The following is a 22,299-nucleotide window of genomic DNA, read 5'->3' as shown; positions in this document are numbered from 1 at the left end:
CCCCTTTAACTTCTTTATGTAATCTTCTTTTAAGATCAACTTCATGATATTCTTCGTGAACAAAAGATGACTTTCTAAACTGCCTCTTAATGCATGAAATGCAAACAGATGTTTTGTGGTCCTTGTCCATTTTAATTCAACATATCCTGTTTCGTAAAGACAAGGAATGAAACTAGGAGCGCCGCGCCCCCCCAAACGGCAAGTACAATCAGTGAAAATCCGAGCGTCATCCCTTCGATTGGCGCCGGCGTCCCCGACAAATAATTCGTTAAGCCAAGGTTGACCATAAACAGATATTTGGCGCTCGTCCAGGCGGAAGCCATGTTGGATAAAATGTTCCCGGCGATCAGCGCCGCCATCATAATGACGATGCTCGCCGAAGTGCTGCGGACCAGCACCGACACCATAAACGCCAGACAAGCAACCACGACGCTGACGAACCAGATTAATCCAGTCTGCATGAGGATATATTGCCACTGCGGCACCGCGTGTACTCCCGAGATGTCCACCTCCGCGCCGTGCAGCTGAAACCCGGTAAATACGGGCATGGTAAGCCCGGCGTATCCGAAAAACAAGCCGGAGATCAGATAGCAGATGACGCAGGTCGCCACGATGATCAGCGACACGAACATCAGCAGGGCAATCAGTTTGCCGAGCAGGATTTTCCAGCGGCGGATCGGCCGGGTGAGCAGCATTTTAATCGTCCCGCTCGTTCGCTCCGAGGACACGATATCCGACCCGACGCCCATAATCAGCAGCGGAATGAACAAGGTCGCTGCATTGTCCAGAAATTCCCGGGTAAACGTCACCCCGCCGGGCTGTTGCGGATTTACGTCATGCTCCAAATAATATTTCATCTGCTGAATATAGATTTGCCGGTATTTTTTCCACTCCTCCGGCACCCGGTCGCTGCCCAGCGAGTTTTGGTTGTCCGTAATCGCCTGCTGCACTTCCCGGCGCCAGTCGCTGCCGTATTTCTCCCGCTTCTCCACGGACTCGCGCAGCTGCGCGTAAGCAAACATCGGCACCAGGACGAGCAGAACGAGCAAAATAACATAAAACCGCTTTTTACGGATCATCTTGATCGTTTCATTTTTCACCAAAGGAAGAATGTTATTCAAAGCTCTCACCTTCCGTCATTTGCAAAAACAGCTGCTCCAGCGTCGGATTGATCTTTTGTACGGCGCGGACCCGCACTCCTTCCCGCACCAATAAAGGCACAAGCTCAGCTGACTTCTCCGGTTGCATCCGGGTGACCAGGGCCGACTTCCCGATCCCCGCGATAATGGCGTCGTCGAGCACGTTCTCGGCCTCCTCGAAAATGTCCACCCCGGCTGCGTGCAGCAGCTTTGCCCCCCGCTCGCGCGGTTCAAGCTCCCAGACGACATAGTTGGTGCTTTCCTGGATCAATTCTTCGACTTTGCCGACCGTCAGCACGCGGCCCCGGCTAATGATCGCCACCCGGTCGCACAACAGCTGAATTTCGCTCAGCAAATGGCTGGACACAAACACGGCCAAGCCTTCCGCCGCCAACCGCCGGATAAAATCGCGCATCTCTTTGATCCCTTTGGGATCCAGCCCGTTGGTCGGTTCATCCAAGATAAGCAGCTTCGGCCTCCCCAGCAAAGCCTGGGCGATCCCCAGCCGCTGCCGCATCCCCAGCGAATAGGTCTTCACCTTATCATTGATCCGCCCGTCCAGACCGACGATGCGAACTACCTCGTCGATCCGCCCTGCGTCTACACCCGGCATCATCCGGGCAAATTGCTCCAGGTTTTCCCGGCCTGTCAAATAGGAATAAACCTCCGGATTCTCCACAATGGAGCCGACATACCGCAGCGCGAGCTCGGGATCCCGCTGCACGTCGTATCCGCAGATGGAAACTTTGCCTGCGGTCGGACGAATCAGGTCGACCAGCATGCGGATCGTCGTCGTTTTCCCAGCGCCGTTCGGACCGAGAAAGCCAAAAATCTCCCCCTCTTTAATGTCGAACGTTACCTCATGAACAATCCATTTGCGGCGGATTTTTTTCTTAAGCCCCCGTACCGACAGGACCACTTGCCGCTCATCCAACGCCGCTTCCCGATGCTGTACCATCGCAGTAGCCCCCTTCGTTGATGTTCCGTTTATTTTTGCCCGATGCTCTGCACGATCCGTGCGGCGATCGCCTCATAGCCGTCTCCGTTGGGATGAAAATGGTCGCTCGACAAATACCGGGCCGAGTTGTGCGTAAACAAATCATAGGTTGGAACCACCAAAGTTCCATTATAGGGAGCCAACGCTTTTCGCGCCATCTCATTCCAGCGCATGACCGCGTCGTCTCCAAGCTCGCGTATCTCCTTCAGGTCGGAAAACGGGTTGTACAGGCTGACATAAACCAACGCGGCCTGCGGGTTGATTTCATGCAGCTTCCCTACCGCCTCCCGGAAGAAATCCGATGCTTTCGAGATCGAGGCATCCAGTTCCGACGGCGTGGGCAGTTGTTCCCCCGAGGTCAGCTGCTCCGCCCCATTAAACAGATCATTGCCCCCTATGGAGAGCAGGATGATCCCCGACTGGCCCAGCGCGTACCTAACGCCCTGATCGTCCAGCGACGCAAGCAGTTCCTCCGTCGTCATTCCATTGATCCCGAGATTGTTGATGAGCATGGAGGATGTCCCTTGCTGCTTCAGCAATTCCACCGTTCTGCGGGCAAATCCTTTCCCGGTGTCGTCGCCGGTGCCCTTCGCCAGCGAATCCCCGATGGCCGTTACATCCCAGCTTCCGGCTGCGGCGGGCTGCTCCGTTTTTGACGGCGCAGCGCTTTCGGGAACGTTCCAAAACGCCGGCTTTACGATATTCAATACGGCAAAAAGGAAACCAAACAGCAGCAGCAACGTGGAGATGGCGGAGAAAAGTCCGGCGACCCGCCAAATCCGAGAACTCGATCCCATCGTTATCCTTCCTCCCGCTTTCGTCATATTCCGTTATTAACCTATCCAACTTATGTAAATAAGATAAAACTTCTTGTTGGAAGATGCAAATCACCGCGGATCAACATTTATTTTATTTATTTCGAAAAGTATTTTGAGCCTCCAACATGGCTAGAGCCGCTGTGCCTTTCCGTTCAACATCACAGGAAAAGCATCGCTATGGGTCCCCATTCGACGATAAAAAAACTGCCGAGATTATACTCGGCAGTCTGGGCAGTGCCTCGCGCACTGCCTGAATTTTTGCCTGCTTTAGCCCCTAACTGCCCCGAATGACCTTCACGTCGGCCGGAATCACTTTGGTTCCTTCATACAGCATAAACCGCCCGTTTTGCCATTCGATGCGCAGCAGCTTCCCGTCGTCGGACTGGTACTGCCAGACATGCTGCTCGCCGCCCTGCATAAAAGGCGTTCTGCCGACGACCGCAACGTATCCGCCGTACTCCTCCTCGAGATGATACAGGGTGCCGTCCAGCTCCATTTGCCCCGGGACCTCCGACGGATCGTCGAGGCGACCGTCAATCGGCTGATAGAGCTGATATTGCAGCGTCTCACGCTCCTCGATGAGCAGGTAGCCGATCCGGCTGCCGTCCTGCAGCGTCAAAACGACGGCGTTGCGGCTGCGGTTGTTTACCCGCCCGGTCACTTCATAAGATACGAGCGAAACCTCGCAAATATCTCCCGGAGCCAGCGACAGCATGCTTTTCTCCGCCAGCGGCGGCTCCGGCTTGGCGAACAGATTGCCGATTCTCTTCCAAACGCTCATCTTCGGTCAAGCCTCACTTCTTGGTTCGTCGTCGTTATTTCTTGTCCTCGTATTGCTTCATCAAAGCGGCCAATTCCGCTTCTACCTCGCTGTCTTTGTTCAGGCTGGCGAATTCCTCGTCCAGGGACTTGCCTTTCGAGGCCAGCTCGTTGCTGGCTTCCGCCTGCGCTTCCATCTGTAGCATTTTTTCTTCCATCCGCTTCAGGCCGCTGGCCGCGGTGTCCGAATTGAAACCGCCGATCGCCTTGTTGATTTCGTTCTGGGCTTTGGCCGCGTTATAACGCGCCACCAGCGTCTCGCGTTTATTTTTCATTTCCGTCAACTGTTTGCGCATTTCGTCCAGCTTGGCGCGGAGATTGTCGGCCGCCGCTTTGTTTTGCTCATAGCTGGCTTTGTATTCCGCCGCCTTCGCTTCGGCCGCTTTCTTCTCTTCCAGGGCGCGGCGGGCCAAATCGACGTTTTGCGCCTGGGCCGCCGTGTGAGCTTGCTGGGTACGTTTTTCGACGAGCGCCTGCTGCTCTTCATACAAGCCTTTGAATTTCTTTTCGATGGCGATTTGCGCAGCTACCGCTTTTTCCGCATCCTCCAGGTCCTCCTGCATGTCACGGATATATTGGTCCGTCAATTTGACCGGATCTTCCGCCTTGTCGATCAGAGCGTTAATATTGGACATCGTCAAGTCGCGCAATCTTTTAAAAATCGACATGGTTAAATTTCCTCCCCAAATGGTTTTGCTTGCTTGATTAATGTTTACGTAGGGCGAAGGAGGAAGGTTTCGCGTTTATTAAAAATTTTTAGCACAGGGATGAAAAAGCCGCCAGAGCGACAGCTCCGACGGTCTTGTTTCGCCAAAACTTCATGCTTGCTTCAGCGCTGCCGCGAGCTCCGTGAAAATAACGCCCAGTGCGTGAGCGCCCGCGTCCGGATAACCGAGGCTGCGTTCGCCTACCGTGCCCGCTCGGCCCATGCGAGCGACGATATCCGCCGTTTGCCGCGCACCGCGCACCGCCGCCTCCGCCGCCTTGGCTGCCGCCGTCACGACATCGTCGCCTTGAGCGGCGCTCTGCGTCCAGGCATCCGCGCACGGCGCGAGCGCATCGATCAGCGTCTTGTCCCCTACAACGGCGCCGCGTCCAAAAGAGCGTTCCCCCGTCGCCTGAACTCCGCGCACCGCCGCCTGCATCAGCTCGGCCATATCGGCCGTGCTCAGCCGGTCTTTGGCGCCGGCCGCTTTGCCGGCCGCCCGGAAGGCCGAGCCCCAAATCGGACCGGAGGCGCCGCCGCAATGCTCCATGATCACCAGGGAGCACGCTTCAAGGAAAGCGCCGATCCGCTCCCCGTGGCCGGCGACGAGCTCTCGCCACTCGCGCTTCAACTGCTTGAAGCCCTTGGCCACGCTCATCCCGAAATCGCCGTCTCCGGCATGGGCGTCGAGCTCGCAGAACGGCACTTCATTTTCAATGATGATTTCGCTCATCTTGTCGACCAGGAAGATCATATTCCGCGCGTCGATCCCGTTGCCGCGAATCAAGGCGGCTTCCGCCGGGGTTTCCGCGATGTAAGAGACCTCCTCCTCCCCGCCGCGCTTCTCCTCAAAGATATCCGCATAATCGACGTCTCCGGCGGGGCCGCTCATTGGAAAGGCCGGCGCGTCGCTCTCCGCGAACAACAAGCGCTTTAATTCAGCGTCCAGCTTCATGATCGAGACGGACGCCCCGGCCATATCGATGCTGGTCATATAATTGCCGACAAAGGTCCGGCAAATGTTCAGGCCAGGCCGCTTGACCAGCTCCCGCGTCACCGCATGATTGAGAATGTACAGCTCCTGCAAAGGCGTGGCCCCGAAGCCGTTGATCAGCAGCGCGATCTCCTGCTCCTGCCCGCCGTCGATGTGCAGATCCTTCAGCAGCGCGTCGACCATCCGCTCAGCCAGCACATCCGCAGATGCGATGCGCTCGCGCTGGATGCCCGGCTCTCCGTGAATGCCGACGCCGAATTCCATCTCGTCCGCGGCGATGTCGAACGTCGGCGTCCCCTTGGCCGGCACGGTGCAGGAGGTCAGGGCGAAGCCGATGCTGCGCACGCTGGAGGCTGCCTTTTCGGCGGCAGCCTTGACTTCCCGCAAACTCCGACCCTCCTCTGCTGCCGCGCCGGCGATCTTGTGGACCAGCACCGTCCCGGCCACGCCGCGTCGGCCTACCGTGTAAAGACTGTCCTGTACGGCGATGTCGTCCTCGACCCGGACGTATTCCACTTCAATGCCATCCTCGCTCGCTAGAAAGGCGGCATTTTTGAAGTTCATCATATCCCCGCTGTAGTTCTTGATGATCAGCAAAGTTCCCCGCTCGCCGGCCGTCGCCTTGATCGCCTGATAGACCTGGATTTGGGAAGGCGAGGCGAAAACATCGCCGAACACGGCCGCATCCAGCATTCCCCGGCCCACGAATCCGGCGTGGGCGGGCTCATGCCCGCTCCCCCCGCCGCTGATCAGGCTGACTTTGCGCTTGTTGATCCGCTTCTTCTTGATGATCTTATATTTCTTGACGAATTCAAGTTCGGGCTGCGCCAGCGCGATACCGCCGCACATTTCCGCCACGACCGTCTCGGCCTGGTTGATGATTTTCTTCATCGATGCGCCTCCTTCGCGGCTTTATACTGCTTGCCGATGCGGTCCGCCGTAGCGATCGCCGCAGCCACCTGCTCCACCGTGACCGGGAACGGCATCGAATGGATCGATTCCTCCGGAATGCAGGCCTTCTCGGCGACCTGCCGCAGCTCGTCGTCACTGATCGAAGCGACGCCGATATCCTCCAAACATACCGGCAAGCCCACGGAGAGACAGAAGTCGAGCACTTGCCGCATCTCTTCATCGGAAACGTTTTCAAGCACCAATTGGGCCAGCGTCCCGAACGCTACTTTTTCCCCGTGGTAGTAGTGATGTGTTCCCTCCAAAATCGTCAGCCCGTCGTGGATCGCATGGGCGCCGGCCAAGCCGCCGCTTTCGAAGCCCAGACCGGACAGCAGGATGTTCGTCTCCACAATATTCTCCAGCGCTTGCGTCACCTGATTGGCGTCGCAGGCCGCTTTGGCTTTGGCGCCGTCCTTCAGCAGCATTTCGTAGCACAGCGTCGCCAGCGTCAGCGCCGCGTTCGTCCCCACGGCCGGCGGACAAACGCCTTCCCGGGTTCCCATCGGCAAACTGGCATTGACTCGCGAATAAGAGTTGGACGTGGCCCGAGCTTCAAAATAAGTGGACAAAGCGTCGCCCATTCCGGAGACGAGAAAACGAGTCGGCGCCTTGGCGATCACGGTCGTATCCACCAGGACGACGCTCGGGCTTTGCTTGAAATAAGCATAATCGTCGAACGCTCCCTCCGGCGTGTACAGCACGGCGGAATGGCTGGTGGGCGCGTCCGTCGCCGCAATCGTCGGGCAGATGATCAGCGCTTCGCCCTGCGCCACGCATTTCGCGGCATCGATCGCCTTCCCGCCGCCGAGTCCGACCGTGCAAGTGCACCCCTTCTCCTCGGCGATCTGCTGCAGCCGGGCCACTTCCTGGCGCGAACATTCGCCCATAAAACCGCTTTCAACAAACGCAATTCCGAACTGCTTCGCCGTAGCGTCCAGTTTATCTTTCACGCGGGCCACATCGTCGCGATGGGCAATCAACAGCGCGGACGTTCCGAAAGAGCGGACAAAATAGCCGAGATGAAGCAATTCGTCCTCGCCTTGCACATACTTGGTAGGGCTGATAAACGCTTTTCTCATCTTCTTTTCCTCCTTGGTTGGATCAAAATTGGATTGATGACTTCGATTATAGACGAGAAACCACAGCTTGATAGGGGAGTAACATGACAGGAAATTATAATTCCCAATCGTAAAATTTTGCACTTTCCCGGATAAATGGTATTCTAATGACATAAGTTCACCGGGAGGTGCGAAATCATGATTCAGGAGCATCTGCGCATTCATAAAATCCTTGACATGCAAAAATGGAAGCGGCTTCAAGAGTCGCTGGCGACCGTCACAAACCTGGCCATTCTGACCGTCGATTACAAGGGCAACCCCGTCACGAGCCACAGCGGCTGCCGGCCCTTCTGCCAGCAGGTGCGCAAAGACCCGAATCTCCTGCGGTTCTGTCTGAAATGCGACTCCCGCGGGGGACTTGAGTCCGTACGCTCCAACTCGCCTTACGTTTATCTGTGCCACTTCAACATCATCGACATCGCCATCCCGATCTCGGTGGATGACAAATATATCGGCGCGGTGATGGCCGGTCAGGTGAGATTGTCCGATCCGGAAAACGCCCGCGAGCTCGAGCAGATTCTGAGTCTGCAGGATTCCGAGCTGTACCGGATCAAACGCGCCGAACTCGGACATTTATACGACGAGCTTCCGGTCATGAGCTACGAGGAGGTCGTCAAAGTTTCCAATATGCTGTTCCTGCTGTGCAACTATATTGTGGAAGAGGCGCTGAACAAGAACCTGCTGATCGAAATGTTCGAAAAAGCGTCCGGGCAAGGCGAAACTCTCAACATCTCCACCATTCTGCCCGGCTACTCGATCAAAAATATCGAATCAATCAAAAAAGAGATGACCAACGCCATCGCCGACGCCTATTTGAAAAATGCGGATTCCGAATCCTATGTTTGTGCGAACAAGGCGCTCAAGCCCGCTTTCGCCTACATCTACCGCAACAAAAGCGAGCAGGTCACGCTTAAGCAAATGGCGGAGCTATGCCACCTCAGTCCAAGTTATTTCAGCAGATTGTTCACCAAAGAGACAGGCGAGAATTTCACGACTTATCTGGCCAGATTGAAGATCAGTTGGGCCAAGCAACTGCTGGAGGTCACCGATATGCCCGTAGCCCAGATCAGCGATGAGCTGGGCTTTAATGAACCGGGGTATTTTATCAAAACGTTCAAGAAGTTCGAGGACATCACGCCGGCCCTATACCGAAAATATTACAAACCTCCGGTATAGAGCGGCGACGGGGTATAGCGATCATTTGCCGATAAATTCCTGCACCCAATACCCGTTGTAGTATCCGACGCCGATCAGCTTATAATTCGGGTTCAGTATGTTCGCTTTATGTCCCGGACTGTTCATCCAATCCCTTACGGCTTCCTTTGCCGATCGCTGGCCTTTGGCGATATTTTCTCCGGCATAAAGGAACGTGATATTGGACGCGTCCATCATGTCGAAGGGCGAGCCGTATTTCGGGGAAATATGATCGAAGTAATTGTTTTTGTACATATCGATCGCTTTGGTTTTGGCCATTTTGGTCAAATTGGTATGTATGATGAGCGGTTTCAGCCCCGCCGCGATTCGTTCTTTATTGACAAGCGCCACGACCTGGGACGCGTTTTCCGTTTGTATGCGGGCATAAGCCGCTGCCAATGATTGGTTGTTGGACGCAGCCGCATGAGCCGAGTTGCCGCCTCCGTGAACTGGCCCCAGCAGCGTGGTCAGGAGGGAGATAAACAGCCCTGCCGTTACGATTTTTTTGCTCCGTTTGCCCATGACGTAAAACTCCTTCTCAGCCGGATGGGTGCCCGGCTTTTTTCTCTGTTCTTGTCACATTTTAACATATAGCCGGTCCTGATGCGCGTCCAAAACATGGAAAAGTTGCTTTTTTAACGCCTATCCAATTAAACGATTGGTTGGGTAAATAGATATAAAGTTAGTTGTATGATTTACACTTTTGCCCGCCATCCGCTGAAGAGGTGTCTGGCTCAACCTTATAACCCTTGCTTGCCAGCCAAATCGCAAACCGATCGTGGGCAAGAAACGCGGAAGGACGCCGGAAAGCTTGAGGATAGGGAAGTGGGGGGAGGGGCGGCAGATCAACAGATCAACACTTGTTGTCCAGAGACTTTGCACGATTATCCCGTTTGATCAGGTAGCAGAGAGAAAGACAAGTTTGGGAGAAAAAATATTTGGTGGAGAAGCAGATAGGTTCGAGATAATTTAGACGGGCTTAGGAGAAGAAATCAGGTTTAGGGGAGGTGAAACAGACCGGACAAGAGATCAAGACAGGAGATCAAGGATAAGACGCGAAGGAAACGAAAAGACCATGATTTTGCTGTAGCCTGAACCCTTCAATCTGCAGCAACGCCCGCACTGTTCATGCTAATCCCTACCCATTAAGTTGATCTGCATCAAGTAACCCCCACCGTTCTAGCGTCACGAATCAGGCCGCAGCCGCAAGGGGCTGATTCGGTCGGCGCCCGATCAGCCGGCGGTAAGGGATCGCCGGAATCGCCACACACATGCGCAGCAACTTCTGCCGCATCGTTTCTTCCGCTCCGGGCAGTCCTTCGGATAGACGCAGCCGGCGGCGTCCGGTGTATTCGTTTAGGTACGCCTGCAGATGCTTTAGTCCCAAGGCTCCATACGTACCCTTCAGCGATTCCCACGCCTCTCTCACCACTTTCCGCAAGGGCGCATACAGCCGAAAGGCTTGAGGGAACGACTGCACCTTCGATGTACGGACATCCACATGCCCGCCAATAAACGCGGTTAGATCGTGACGGTTTGCCCTTTTTTCGCCTCCCCGCTTATGCGGTACCAGGCGGATTTTGACCTGCTCCGGCTCGCCCGACTCCGTGACCGTGCAGCCGGCTACGACCGCCGAGGCATACGGATGCGAAAGCTGACACCGGGACGGATCACGCCCATACTGATCGCTGTTCACCTTCACGTCTCCAGAGAGCAGCTCCCGGGCATCGAACTCCCCCACGGCATGGCGTATTCGGTGCAACATTGACCAGGCGGTCTTGTAGGCGACCCGGATCACCTGGCGCAGCCGCAGCGCCGAGATGCCGCCCTCAAGCAGGAATAAATCCAGGGCCTTGAACCACTTGAGCAGGGGGAGATGCGTTCCTTCAAAAATCGTGCCGACCAAAGGCGACGTTTGATGCTTGCACTTTCCGCACTCGAATAAGGGGATATGCCGGGAGGTCAGACGGCTGCACCGGGTGTGAGCGCAGCGCGGGCAGACAAAGCCGCTTGGCCACTTCATCGCGATCAGCGCCTCCATGCAGTCCTGCTCGCTGTTAAAACGGCTGCTGAAAAGCTGAAGTTCCGTTCCCGCATTGACCTCCATGTTTACTCGCCCCCGAATCAAGAATTTACGTACATATGTTCTATTAATTTCATTATACCAAACGTACGTTCTCTTATCAAGCCGAAAATCTCACCTGAACCGCCTCATTTTTTCCTCATCTTTTTTGTGTTTTTTCTTCTCTTTTTTTGGAACCCTTGACTTGCTCTAGCCCCACCCCCTGCTCCCCGCTCCTGAATGATGGGGATAATCGTGCAAAGGCAGGCAACAGGCAGGGACACCACGACACGAACCCTTTAGACAGTCCCTTTAAACAGCCCCTTTAAGCAGCCCCTTTAAACAGCCCCTCACCTGGCGTCGACTTGTGACACTGCTCGAAACGGCTACGGTGCAAAAGGTAGATCCGCTGATCCCACCGGATCGTGTCGCCTCTAATCGTTGACGCTTCCTCCGGCAATGGATTGCTGCTTTACCCGGCTACCTCAAGGCTTGTCTGCCGATTTTTTCCCTGCGAAAGTTAAGTTATAAGTCTATAATCTAAAAAAAACGCCGGTACCAAAAACCGGCGGTTCAAACATTTAAGCGACATCCTCAGACGTACGCCTATTCCACTTCTCTACTATTGTACACGTTCATCTCCGAATCAGTTATACAAGATGGCAAGCGGCCTGCCGGCCGGAAGACACGTCCCTTAACGCGGGGGGCTCCTTGCGGCAGATATCGGTCGCTAGCGGGCAGCGCGTATGGAACGCGCAGCCGCTCGGCGGATGCTCCGGATTGGGAACATCGCCGGTAAGAACGATTCTTTCCGGACGCTGTTCCGGGTTCGGCACGGGCACGGCGGACATCAGCGCCTTGGTATACGGGTGCAGCGGGGCCGCAAACAGCTCCGCCGTCGGCGCCAGCTCGACCACTTTGCCCAAATACATCACCGCGACACGGTCGCTGATAAACTTCACCACGGACAGGTCGTGGGATATAAACAGATAGGTCAAGCCAAACCGGTCCTGCAAGTCCTGCATCAGATTCAGCACCTGCGCCTGAATCGACACGTCCAGCGCGGATACCGGCTCGTCGCAGACGATAAACTTCGGGTTCAGCGCCAGGGCCCGGGCGATGCCGATCCGCTGCCGCTGGCCGCCGGAAAACTCGTGCGGGTAACGGTCAGCGTGATAAGGCGACAGCCCGACGACCCCCATCAGTTCGGCCACCCGGTCCTTCAGCTCGCTGGCGCTGCCGGGACTGTGCGTGCGGAGCGGCTCCTCCAGCGTTTGCCGCACGGTCCAGCGCGGATCCAGCGAAGCGTAAGAATCCTGGAACACCATCTGCATCTGCGTGCGCATCTGCCGCAACTGCTCCGGGTTCAGCGCCCGCACGTCGGTGCCGTCAAACCGGATTTCGCCGTCCGTCGGTTCGATCAGCCGCAAAATCGCCCGCCCCGTCGTCGATTTTCCGCAGCCGGACTCGCCGACAACGGCGAGCGTTTCCCCCCGCTGCACCGACATCGTGACGCCATCGACCGCCTTCACCGAGCCGACCTGTTTGGACAGCAGTCCTTTGCGGATCGGGTAATGCTTTTTCAGGTTGCGTACTTCAAGCAGCGTACTCATAGACTGGCCTCCTGTTCAAGCAGACAACGGCACAGATGTCCGGGGGCGATCTCTTTAAGTTCCGGCTCCGCCTGTTCGCAGCGTTCGACCCGCATCGGGCAACGGGGCGCGAAACGGCAGCCCGAAGGCATTTCGAGCGGGTTCGGAACCTGTCCCGGAATCGACTTCAGCCGGTCGGCGTCCCCCGCCAGCTGCGGCAGCGAAGCCAGCAGGCCGCGGGTATAAGGATGCCTCGGCTCCCGGAACAGCGTCTTGACGTCCGTCTCTTCCACGACCTGGCCGGCATACATAATGACGACGCGATCGCACATTTCCGCCACGACCCCAAGGTCGTGGGTGATCATCATGATCGATGTTCCTTCTTTGCTCTGCAAATCGCGCATCAAATCGAGGATCTGCGCCTGAATCGTCACGTCGAGGGCGGTGGTCGGCTCGTCCGCGATCAGCAGGCTCGGGTTGCACACCATCGCCATGGCGATCATCACCCGCTGACGCATGCCGCCGGACAACTGGTGCGGATATTGGTCGAATATTTTTTCGGGACGGGGAATCCCGACTTTGGCCAGCATCTCCACCACACGCCTACGCGCTTCCTGTTTGCCGATTTTCAAATGATAGCGCGCGGCTTCGGATACTTGCTTGCCGACTTTGAATACCGGATTCAGGGACGTCATCGGCTCCTGGAAAATCATCGCGATGCGATTGCCGCGAATTTGGCGCATTTCCCTGCGCGAAGCGGTCAGCAGGTTTTTGCCCTCGAAGCGGATTTCCCCCGCCGCGACGCGGCCGACCCGCTTCGGTAGGAGCTGCATGATCGACAGCGAGGTGATGCTCTTCCCGCATCCCGATTCGCCGACGATCCCAAGCGTTTCCCCTTTGCTCACCGTGAAGCTGACGCCGTCCACCGCCTTGATGACGCCTCCCGGCGTCGTAAACTCCGTGCGGAGGCCGGAGATCTCCAGCAAATTGGTCATCCTGGTCCCCTCCTTTGCCAAAAAACTTCAATGATAACTCTTCAAGCTCGCCGTCCTGCTATTTCCCGTTATTTCCTGCTATTCCTCATCGACTCCCAAATATTTCAGGGCCGTGAGCGCGTACACTTTCGCACATTGAATGATTTGCCAAACCGGGGCCTTCTCGTTGAAATTGTGGATCGTGGACAGCTCCGCCGGACCGTACTGCAGCACCGGGATTTGATGGGTACGGAAATGGCGGGCGTCGCTGGAAGCCCATTGCAATACGCCGTATGCCTCCTTGCCGCTAACCTCGGAAATGCTGTCCACCAGATGGCGGACAACCGGCTCCTCCGGCGGCGTCCAGTTGGCGTTACCCTGAAAACCAAACGGTTTAATTTCCGTTTCGATCCCTGCGCCGAGGAGCAGCGAATGAGCCCGTTCCATCACCTCGCGGTAATCCACGCCGAACGGCACGCGGGAGTCGACCTGCACGGTGCAGCGGTCGGCTACGACATTGACCTTGGTGCCGCCTTGAATCGTTCCGATATTGACCGTAACATGATCAAAAACTTGATAAGCCAGGCCCTGACCTTCCCGCTCTTTCGCGTACTCCTTGGAAATCTCGATGATTTCCTTCACTTCGTCCGGTATTTTAGGCTCGATATCCCACAGCCGCTGCAGCGCCTCGATGCCTTTGGCCGCTTTGACGATCGCGCTCTCGCCGACGATCGGCGACAGGCTGCCGTGGCCCGGCGTCCCTTCCACGGTGAACTCGAACCAGCAGCTTCCTTTCTGTCCGATCGTCGGATTCAGCGGCCCCGAAGGCTCGGCGATCACCGCCGCGGAGCCTGTGATCAAGCCGCGTTCCAAAACCCACGGCACGCCGAGATGGCCGCCCGTTTCTTCGTCCGGAACAATGAGCAGCGACAGATCGCCTTGCAGCGGCACGCCCAGCTTGGCCAGCAGCGCGGTGGCAAAAATAAGGCCGGCCAGTCCGCCTTTCATGTCCGAAGCGCCGCGCCCCAGCATGTAGCCGTCGCGAATTTCCCCGCTGAACGGATCGAAGTCCCAACGATCCAGATCTCCTGCGGGCACCACATCGGTATGCCCGCAAAAGATCAATTTTTTCCGGCCGTTGCTCGAAGCCGGTTTGTATTCCGACACCAGGTTCAGCATCTGTTCCGTCGCCGCGTGAATGTCCGTCGATATTCCCGCCCGGTGCAAGTAGTCAATGATAAAAGCGCTGATTTCACGCGAGTCGCCGGGCGGATTTTCCGTCGGAAACTGGATCAGTTTCGAGCAAAGCTCAAGCAGCTCGTCCTGCCGCGCGTCGATTTCCTCCAGTACTTTCGTTTTCCAGTCTGTCACAAGGCGCCACTCCTTTTTCTCCGTATAAATCAGTTCTTCGACAACGGATAGAAGCGAATGACTTCATCCGGGTAATACACATAGCCGCTCACTTTGCTGTTCATGCCCACGATGCGGTTGTATTCGTACAGATAGAGCCACGGCGATTCGGTCGTAATGATTTCCTGCGCTTTAGCGTACAGTTCGTTGCGTTTGTCCAGGTCCGGCTCTAGGTTGGCCTGCTCCCACAACTTGTCCACTTCGGCATTGCTGTAGTTATGGTAGTTGGACGATCCTTTGCTGTACATCAGAAAGCCGAGGTGATAGGAAGGATCGTTGACGAAAGACGTCCATTTCGAAATGTAGGCGGTCAGGTTTTTCTGTTTTTGCATTTCCAGAAATTGCGCGCGCGCCACTTTATTGATGTTCATCGTTACGCCGATTTTGGCCAGTTCCGCTTGAATGAGCACCGCGTCGTCTTCCCAGTCTTGGAAGCCCGAGCCCAGCGTCAGGTCAAATGTGAATCCGTCCGGATAACCGGCCTCCGCCAAGAGTTGCTTCGCTTTTTCCAGATTGTGCTCGTAAACGTAACCTTTGTCGGTGAATCCCGGCGTATTGCTGGCCACGGAGCTTTTCATGATTTTCGCCTGGCCGTGCATAACATCATTGATCAGCTGATCGTAAGGCACCGCGTAGGCCATCGCCTGGCGCACCTTCACATTATCGAAAGGCTTGACTTTGTTGTTCAGCGCCAGGTACAAAATCCGGTTGCTGGCATTCGACTTAACGGCTAACGCGCTGTTGGCTTCCAGGCTGGCCACATCTTTCGGCGGAATTTCAATGGCCATGTCGATGTCCCCTTTATCGAGCAGCATCACGCGGTTCGAAGCTTCTTTGGTGAATTTGAGCGTGACCTTGTCCAGTTTGGGAGCGCCTTGCCAGTAATCTTTGTTGGCCGTCAGCACCGCTTCGCTGGCCGGATCCCATTTCTCCAGCAGGAACGGACCGGAACCGGCCGTGTTCGTGTTCAGAAAGTCGGCGGGTTTGCCTTCCATGGCCACGTCGTCAACGATGGAGAAATTGTACAAAGCGATGATTTGCAAAAACATATGATTTGGTTTGTTAAGCACCATTTGTACGGTGGAATCGTCAAGCGCGGTTACCGATTTGATGTCCGCCATTCCGTACAGGAAGCTGCCGGAGTTGGAATTTTTCACGCGGTCAAACGTATAAACGACCGATTTTGCGGTGAGCGGATTGCCGCTGTGGAATTTGACGCCCTCCTGCAGTTTAAACGTATAGGTCAATTGATCGTCGGACACTTCCCATTCCTTGGCCAGCATCGGCTTAATATTGTCGGTGTCGGCTACATCCGCCCCGTCGACGTTTTTCACCCCGTAGGTGACAAGCTGGTCGTAAGCGGCGATAACGAACGTGTCGGACGTAAGGTCGCTGGCTTCCGCCGGATCGAGGGTCGTGCCCCCTTCGGAAAAAGCGACGGTCAACGTCCCGGAGCCGCCAGCCGCCTGGCCGGACGTTTCATTTTGCCCTTTGGAATTTCCTTCGGCTGCCGGAGGATTGGCTTTCGGAGCGCATCCGGCCAACACTACGCACAGCGATACCAGCGCCAGAAAATATTTCATGCCTGTCTTCATCACTCGATCTCCCCTTTTGTTTTATTTTTATATGGTCAAGAAAATAAACCCCTATTTACCGGACCGCAAGCGCGGGTCCAAAATATCGCGGAATCCGTCGCCCAGCAGGTTGAAACCGAGAATCGCCGTGGCGATGGCCAAACCGGGGAAAGTGACAAGCCACCATTCGCCCGAAATGATATATTCCCGGCCCTCCGAAATCATGGCCCCCCATTCGGCGATCGGCGGTTTCACCCCGAGGCCGAGGAAGCTTAAGCTGGCCGCGGTCAAGATCGCAAACCCCATGCCCAACGTCGCCTGAACCAAAAGCGGAGCAAGGGCGTTCGGGAGAATATGCTTAAACAAAATGACGCGATCCTTGACCCCGATCGACCGGCTGGCTTCCACGAACTCTTTTTCACGCAGGGAAACGGTTTGTCCGTACATCAGCCTGGCGAATTCGGGAATCCCGACGATTCCGACCGCGATCATGGCGCTGGATAAACCGGCCCCCATGGAAGCGGCGATCGCCATGGACAAAACGAGCGATGGAAAAGAAAGCAGCACGTCCATCACGCGCATAATGATCGTTTCGGTTTTTCCCCTGTAATAAGCGGCGATGCCGCCCAAAGGAACACCGATCACAAAGGAGATTCCCACCGCGATCAAGCCCGTCCAAATGCTGATTCGCGCCCCGTAAAGAACACGGCTGAAAATATCTCTCCCGAAGTTGTCCGTACCCAGCCAGTGGGCGGCGTTCGGCGGCTGCAATTTGGCGGCGGTATCCGGCACGTAAGGATCGTACGGAGCGACCCACGGCGCAATGATCGCGGCGATCGTCCACAAGAGGATAAACGTCAAACCGATGGTCGCCAGCCGGTTGCGCAGCAGCAGCCGCAGGAACGTGGCTTTGCGTGCTTTGGCCGGCTGAACCGGAGATTCCGCCGTCATCGTCGACCCGGCAGACATGGCATTTCCCCCTTTCTCTAATCTAGTGAGCTTCGTTGGCCTATTCGAAGCGAATACGCGGATCCAGGAGGCCATACAGCAAGTCCACCAGCAAATTAATCAAGCAGTACAACACGGCGCTGACCAGCGTAAAAGCTTGAATCGGCGCGTAATCCGCCGCTAGAATGGAATCGGTGATATAACCGCCCACCCCTGGCCAGGAAAAGATCGTTTCCGTAATGACCGCGCCGCCCAGCAAATAACCGAACTGCAGTCCAAGCACCGTAAGCGTCGGAATCAGCGCGTTGATTAGCGCGTGCTTTCCGATCACGACCGCTTCGCCGAGGCCCTTGGCCCGCGCCGTACGGACGAAATCCTGGCCGATGGTCTCAAGCATGCTGGAGCGCGTCATCCGGGCCACGATCGCCATCGTGCCGGTGCTGAGGCAGATGGCCGGCAAAATCAGATGAACAATGCTGCTCTTTAAAGCAACAAAGTCCGCGGACAGCAAACTGTCCAAAACGTACAACCCGGTAATGTCCGTCGGCGGATTCAGATCGCCGCTGATTCTCCCCATCGGCGCCGGCGCCCAGCCGAGCTTGGAGTAGAACACGTAAATCAAAATCAGTCCGAGCCAAAAAATCGGCATGCACGCGCCCACCAGCGAAAATACGCGCGATATGTGGTCGATGATCGATTCTTTGCGGGTTGCGGCAACGATGCCTACCGGGATGGCCACGATCACGGCGATCAAGATACTCGCCAGCGTAAGCTCCACCGTGGCCGGGAATCGCGAAGCAAAATCGCTCGCCACCGTATGCCCGGTGTGGTACGCAAAGCCCAAATCCCCGCGCAGCAATTGCCCCAGGTAGTCGAAAAATTGGGCAAACAGAGGCTTGTTCAACCCCATGTCGTGCCTGATTTTCTCGATGACCTCCGGAGGCGCCTGTTCGCCGGCCACCATCACCGCCGGATCGCCCGGCAGCACGCGGGACAGGATAAACGTAATCAGCACGATGCCGATCAGCGCCGGGATCATCTGTCCGAGTCTCCGGATCGTATAAGTGAACAACCTCTCACCCCCTCTCTCTCACCTTCAGTTCAGTCCATGTCAGGTTAGGTGTCCTGCGAAAAAGGTTTTACTGAATTGTGCTCATTCTACATAGTTTCCGAGCGGCTCACTACGTCCCCTCCAACTAAAAAAAGCCCGCCCCGTTTGTATCCTTAGGACGAATATGTCTTTAAAAGTTAGAATATATAACACTGCAAATGGAAGTTATAGGTCGGCAGGTGCGTTATCATGCAAATAAAAATAGATTAAACACAAATGGCAGACGAGCTGTTCCCGCGCATCGCTTAGATCAAATCCGGTGATGTCCTTGATCCTCTCCATCCGGTATTTCACGGAATTGCGGTGAATGTACAGCCGGCTTGCGGTTTCGATCAAGCTTCCGCGCGTCTCCAAATAGCAAAGGAAGGTGCGCATTAAATCTCCGTTATGCTCTTCGTCATAGCGGCGCAAAGCGCCCAGTTTCCGCTCAAACAGCTGGCTGAAATCGGTCTTTTGCATCGCCTCTCCCAGCAAATGATAGATCTCCACCTCTTCGTAGCGGATGACCGGCGTTTCCCGGGGCATGCGGCGGGCGACGGCCATCGCTTTGCGCGCTTCGGTATAGCTGTCGTAAATCTCCCACAAATATTTTTTGCTTCCAACCCCAACCAGGCTGCCCGTTGCCCCCAACGCTTTATCGCCAACCCATTCGAGCAAAGTATCCGCCCATGGCTTCGGCAGGTTGCGCAAATCCTCGGCTCTTTTTACGTCCATGCTGGGCAGGAACAGGACGGCGCGGTTCGAGCGAAACTCGACATGCGGGCTGACCCGCCGCAGTCTGGCTTCCTCCCCAAGCCGTTTCAGCAGCGCTTCCTCAGCGGGAGCTTGATCCCCTTCGATCACGGCCACTTCCCACAGATGTTCCACATGCATGCCGAGCTTGCGACCCCGCTGCTCCACTTCATGCCGGGAAGGAACGGGCGGGGTAAGCAATTCATCGATGAAATTTCCGCGCAGCCGGTGCTCCGTATCCGCGACGATTTTCCCGCGCATGATTTCCAGCGCCAGCACAATCCGGGCTTGTTCAATACAGACCTTTTCCATTTCATCCAGCCTGTCCTTCGCTACAAGCAGCTTGGCCACCTGGCGGCGGTCCACCGTGATCCCCCATTGCAAAGGCGAATCCGCCTCTCCCCAGTACAGATCCGCCGGCGAAGACACAATCGTTTTCCCTTCCGTGTCCACCACCTTGACGGGAGCGCGCAGCAAGCCGGACACGCTGTCGCTGACGGCCTGAATCCCGCTGTTCTCCAGCACCATGGCGGTGAGCGTGCGGTATACTTCTTCGGAACGGCGAAGCAAAGCGGCCTGACGGTCCAAAATCAGCTCCATGATCGGCCGGGTGATGTCCGTATACGGAATTTCCGCCGGTATTTCAATGATCGGCAGTTCGATTTCGTTGCTGACATCCAAGGTCTGCTGCGGAATCCCCTGCAAAAAACGGGTCGGCTTGATCGCCAGCGCCGCTCCGCCGGAAGCGTGCAAAATCCGGACAAGCTCGGTCAACTGCAGCGGTTCGTTACGGATCGCGTACGCCGTAGTCAAAATAAGCACGCCCTCCTTAACCCATCCCTTAAGTTCGGGCACCTCCATAATATCGATGAACTGGATGACGCGATCCAAGCCTTTGTGCCCGCTAAGCACTTTGGCCTGCCGCAAGATCGGAAGATTAAGCACTTCCTTGACGGTGGTTCCTGTATTTTTTTCCACATCTTCGCCCCCCTTGTGCCGGCACAGAAAATAATATTTCATGCTAGTTTACCAGAAGACGGCTTTTAAAAAAATCAAAATGGCAAAAAATGTCGAAAAAATAAGCGTCCAACTTGTACCATCAGCACAATCGAACGCTTGTTATGATTTATAAGACGCATTATTTACTTTCAGAAGGCCCGCAGGGTTATAGGATCGATCATATGGAGGATGTTCATGTCTTGGTGTCCCCTGCATGCTGCTTTGCACGATTATTCCTTTCGTTCAGGGGAAAGGGTTCTTTCTCATAAATCTGTATAATGATGGATAAAATGTATGTTTCCACCAATATATCTTCTTCTCCCGAATTGATCTTCTTCACCTGAATTAATCTTCTTCACCTGAATTGATCTTCTTCTCTGCTTCCTGATCAAATGGGATAATCGTGCAAAAGCGCCTGGATAGGGGATGTTGATCTTCCGGCCAACCCATCAGCCTTCGCTGTTCACTAGTGTTGAAAACTACTAAAACCGTTGTTGTACCGCTCGGCCATAACGGCCGCGGCCCCCAGCGAATCAATCGGATCAAACGCAGTCAGCCCAAGCTGCGCCTTTAGTTCCGCAGCAAAGCCGATCGTCGCAAATCCGGTGCAAGCCAGCACAATGCCGGCCGCTCCCCGCCGCGCCAATCTTTGCGCCGCTTCGAAAGCCGCTTCCCGCCCCCGGTCTGTCCGCAAATCCAGGGTGGTCGTAACCCCCTCGGGGCGGTCCATTCCAACGTAAGCCTCTCCGAGAATGGAACGGATGAGCGGCGGAGTCTCCTGCAAAATGGTCAACACGCCGACGCGGGTGCTTTGGGTAAGGCTTAGGTGGGCCGCACAAGAGCCCGCCCCCAGCACCGGAACCGATAGCGCTTGCCGGCATTCTTCCAGGGCCGGATCGGCCGCGCAGCTGATGCCGATGGCCGTGCATCCTTCATCCGCCAGCCGCTTGGCCAAGGCGACAATCTTAGGCACGGCCAGCCGCTCGGTCCGCTCGTCATAAACCCCGCTTGGCTGGTCCGGAATGCAGGCGCTCCTGACGTCAAGTCCGAATTTTTGACGGATCAGTTCCCCATGCAATTCCGCGTCCCGGCGGTCCTGCAAAGTGATGACTCGAATAATTCCCAGCATATGAACCCAGCCTCCCCTTCGCACAGCTTGACTTCATTTAGACAAGTTTTCCTTGCGACATGATCAACCGGCCGTCCAAATACACGTCCGGCTCCTTCACAACGATATCGATATGCACCCCGGCCGCGATTTGGCCGCCAAACGTGTTGTTGCTGCCGAAAGCGACGTGAATCGTGCCGAATACTTTTTCGTCCTCCAGCACAACGCCGGTAATGCGCGCTTTGTCGTTGGTGCCGATGCCAAACTCGCCAAGCCAGCGTCCGTCGCCATCGCCCAGCATTTCCAGCAGTTCCTTGGCTCCGTCGCCTTCGGCTTGGACAAGTCTTCCCTGCTCCACCGTCAACAAAAGCGGGGCGGCAAGAACGCCGTAACCGGCCACGGAACCGTCCGCCAGCAGCTGCCCCGACGCACTCCCCTCTACCGGAGCGATATAAGCCTCGCCGGAAGGGAGATTGCCCGACTGCCCCGGTTCCACAAACATGCCCGTACTCGGTACCCCGTCCCGGTTCTCAATGGAAAATTCCAACGCCCGGCCCGCTTTCTCAACCCGCACATGACGCGCCTGGGTCAGCCTGGCGGTTAATTGCTCGGTCAGTTCCTTGACCTGCAAATAGTCGGCCGTCACCGCTCCGTTTAGAAACATATCTTCCGTAATCCCCGGCATCGTGGCTACCCTGGCCCCCGCGGCCGCTGCTCTTTTCCGCGCGTTCGTATGCGTCAGCGAGTGCTCCGTGACGCATACGACGGCCTGGGCGGCCTCCATGGCCGCGGCCACCGCCGCCGGAGGCTCTTCCCCTGACCGGGAGCGCTCTTCCATGACCATCAGCACGGATTCCGCGCCGAGTTCACGGCCGGCTTTTTGCAGCAGCTCGCCCAACGTTTGTTTGGGTCCGTCCGCCACCACCAAAAAGTTTTCCCCGGCCTTAAGCGCCATGCATTCAGCCAGCAGCTTTTTGCTGGACATCACAATTCTCTCGTTCATGGTCGTCACCTTTCATTGGCGCGCTTTGCGAAGGCAAAGCCGCCTTACTT

At 56.1% G+C, this 22,299-nt stretch carries 19 protein-coding genes; 1 reads left to right on the top strand and 18 read right to left on the bottom strand.

Annotation, left to right across the window (positions count from 1 at the left end; translation table 11 throughout):
* Positions 1 to 131: 131 nt before the first annotated feature.
* The 7 genes from NYE69_RS17285 to NYE69_RS17255 form a co-directional block, all read right to left on the bottom strand.
* A complete protein-coding gene (locus NYE69_RS17285) occupies positions 132 to 1,121 on the bottom strand; it encodes an ABC transporter permease (RefSeq protein ID WP_340927185.1) in 990 nt (329 codons plus the stop codon).
* A complete protein-coding gene (locus NYE69_RS17280) occupies positions 1,114 to 2,097 on the bottom strand; it encodes an ABC transporter ATP-binding protein (RefSeq protein WP_340927184.1) in 984 nt (327 codons plus the stop codon). Before NYE69_RS17280 ends, NYE69_RS17285 begins: the two co-directional genes overlap by 8 nt.
* A gap of 29 nt (positions 2,098 to 2,126) precedes the next feature.
* Positions 2,127 to 2,933 carry a GDSL-type esterase/lipase family protein gene (locus tag NYE69_RS17275; protein WP_340927183.1) on the bottom strand — a complete coding sequence of 269 codons (807 nt, stop codon included), beginning with the start codon at positions 2,931 to 2,933 and terminating at the stop codon, positions 2,127 to 2,129.
* Between the two features lie 295 nt (positions 2,934 to 3,228).
* Positions 3,229 to 3,735 carry a DUF4178 domain-containing protein gene (locus tag NYE69_RS17270; RefSeq protein ID WP_328271651.1) on the bottom strand — a complete coding sequence of 169 codons (507 nt, stop codon included), beginning with the start codon at positions 3,733 to 3,735 and terminating at the stop codon, positions 3,229 to 3,231.
* A gap of 34 nt (positions 3,736 to 3,769) precedes the next feature.
* Entirely contained in the window at positions 3,770 to 4,441 is a 672-nt protein-coding gene (locus tag NYE69_RS17265; RefSeq protein WP_036623723.1) for a PspA/IM30 family protein, read from the bottom strand.
* Between the two features lie 150 nt (positions 4,442 to 4,591).
* Entirely contained in the window at positions 4,592 to 6,364 is a 1,773-nt protein-coding gene (dhaK, locus tag NYE69_RS17260; protein ID WP_340927182.1) for a dihydroxyacetone kinase subunit DhaK, read from the bottom strand.
* The gene (locus NYE69_RS17255; protein WP_340927180.1) at positions 6,361 to 7,503 is read right to left on the bottom strand and encodes a glycerol dehydrogenase; all 1,143 of its coding nucleotides are present in this window, start codon (positions 7,501 to 7,503) and stop codon (positions 6,361 to 6,363) included. The genes dhaK and NYE69_RS17255 overlap by 4 nt, the downstream gene beginning before the upstream one ends.
* A gap of 177 nt (positions 7,504 to 7,680) precedes the next feature.
* Here NYE69_RS17255 and NYE69_RS17250 point away from each other — a divergent pair, with 177 nt between their 5' ends.
* Complete coding sequence (locus NYE69_RS17250) at positions 7,681 to 8,718, top strand: PocR ligand-binding domain-containing protein (protein ID WP_340927179.1); 1,038 nt, start codon at positions 7,681 to 7,683, stop codon at positions 8,716 to 8,718.
* A gap of 21 nt (positions 8,719 to 8,739) precedes the next feature.
* Here the strand turns inward: NYE69_RS17250 and NYE69_RS17245 are convergent, their stop codons facing one another.
* The 11 genes from NYE69_RS17245 to NYE69_RS17195 all read right to left on the bottom strand — a co-directional run bounded on the left by NYE69_RS17245 (position 8,740) and on the right by NYE69_RS17195 (position 22,249).
* Positions 8,740 to 9,258: a CAP domain-containing protein gene (locus NYE69_RS17245; protein ID WP_036623727.1), complete on the bottom strand. Its 519-nt coding sequence runs from the start codon at positions 9,256 to 9,258 to the stop codon at positions 8,740 to 8,742.
* A gap of 670 nt (positions 9,259 to 9,928) precedes the next feature.
* A complete protein-coding gene (locus NYE69_RS17240) occupies positions 9,929 to 10,843 on the bottom strand; it encodes an IS1595 family transposase (protein WP_340927177.1) in 915 nt (304 codons plus the stop codon).
* Between the two features lie 605 nt (positions 10,844 to 11,448).
* A complete protein-coding gene (locus NYE69_RS17235; protein ID WP_340927175.1) occupies positions 11,449 to 12,411 on the bottom strand; it encodes an ABC transporter ATP-binding protein in 963 nt (320 codons plus the stop codon).
* Complete coding sequence (locus NYE69_RS17230) at positions 12,408 to 13,385, bottom strand: ABC transporter ATP-binding protein (RefSeq protein ID WP_340927174.1); 978 nt, start codon at positions 13,383 to 13,385, stop codon at positions 12,408 to 12,410. The genes NYE69_RS17235 and NYE69_RS17230 overlap by 4 nt, the downstream gene beginning before the upstream one ends.
* A gap of 78 nt (positions 13,386 to 13,463) precedes the next feature.
* Positions 13,464 to 14,735 carry a M20 family metallopeptidase gene (locus NYE69_RS17225; protein ID WP_340927173.1) on the bottom strand — a complete coding sequence of 424 codons (1,272 nt, stop codon included), beginning with the start codon at positions 14,733 to 14,735 and terminating at the stop codon, positions 13,464 to 13,466.
* Between the two features lie 29 nt (positions 14,736 to 14,764).
* Entirely contained in the window at positions 14,765 to 16,369 is a 1,605-nt protein-coding gene (locus NYE69_RS17220; RefSeq protein WP_328273556.1) for an ABC transporter substrate-binding protein, read from the bottom strand.
* Between the two features lie 51 nt (positions 16,370 to 16,420).
* Positions 16,421 to 17,317, bottom strand: coding sequence for an ABC transporter permease (locus tag NYE69_RS17215; RefSeq protein WP_090723749.1), 897 nt, complete (start codon positions 17,315 to 17,317; stop codon positions 16,421 to 16,423).
* 40 nt (positions 17,318 to 17,357) lie between these two features.
* Entirely contained in the window at positions 17,358 to 18,368 is a 1,011-nt protein-coding gene (locus tag NYE69_RS17210; protein ID WP_340927172.1) for an ABC transporter permease, read from the bottom strand.
* 204 nt (positions 18,369 to 18,572) lie between these two features.
* Positions 18,573 to 20,117 carry a PucR family transcriptional regulator gene (locus tag NYE69_RS17205; protein WP_270620283.1) on the bottom strand — a complete coding sequence of 515 codons (1,545 nt, stop codon included), beginning with the start codon at positions 20,115 to 20,117 and terminating at the stop codon, positions 18,573 to 18,575.
* A gap of 487 nt (positions 20,118 to 20,604) precedes the next feature.
* The gene (locus NYE69_RS17200) at positions 20,605 to 21,267 is read right to left on the bottom strand and encodes an aspartate/glutamate racemase family protein (RefSeq protein ID WP_340927170.1); all 663 of its coding nucleotides are present in this window, start codon (positions 21,265 to 21,267) and stop codon (positions 20,605 to 20,607) included.
* A 37-nt stretch (positions 21,268 to 21,304) separates the two neighbouring features.
* Positions 21,305 to 22,249 carry an aminopeptidase gene (locus NYE69_RS17195; protein ID WP_340927169.1) on the bottom strand — a complete coding sequence of 315 codons (945 nt, stop codon included), beginning with the start codon at positions 22,247 to 22,249 and terminating at the stop codon, positions 21,305 to 21,307.
* Between the last annotated feature and the right edge of the window lie 50 nt (positions 22,250 to 22,299).

The sequence above is a fragment of the Paenibacillus sp. FSL R5-0527 genome (assembly GCF_038008055.1).
GTDB classification, from domain to species: Bacteria; Bacillota; Bacilli; order Paenibacillales; family Paenibacillaceae; genus Fontibacillus; species Fontibacillus macerans.
This window is presented reverse-complemented; position numbering and strand designations above follow the sequence as displayed.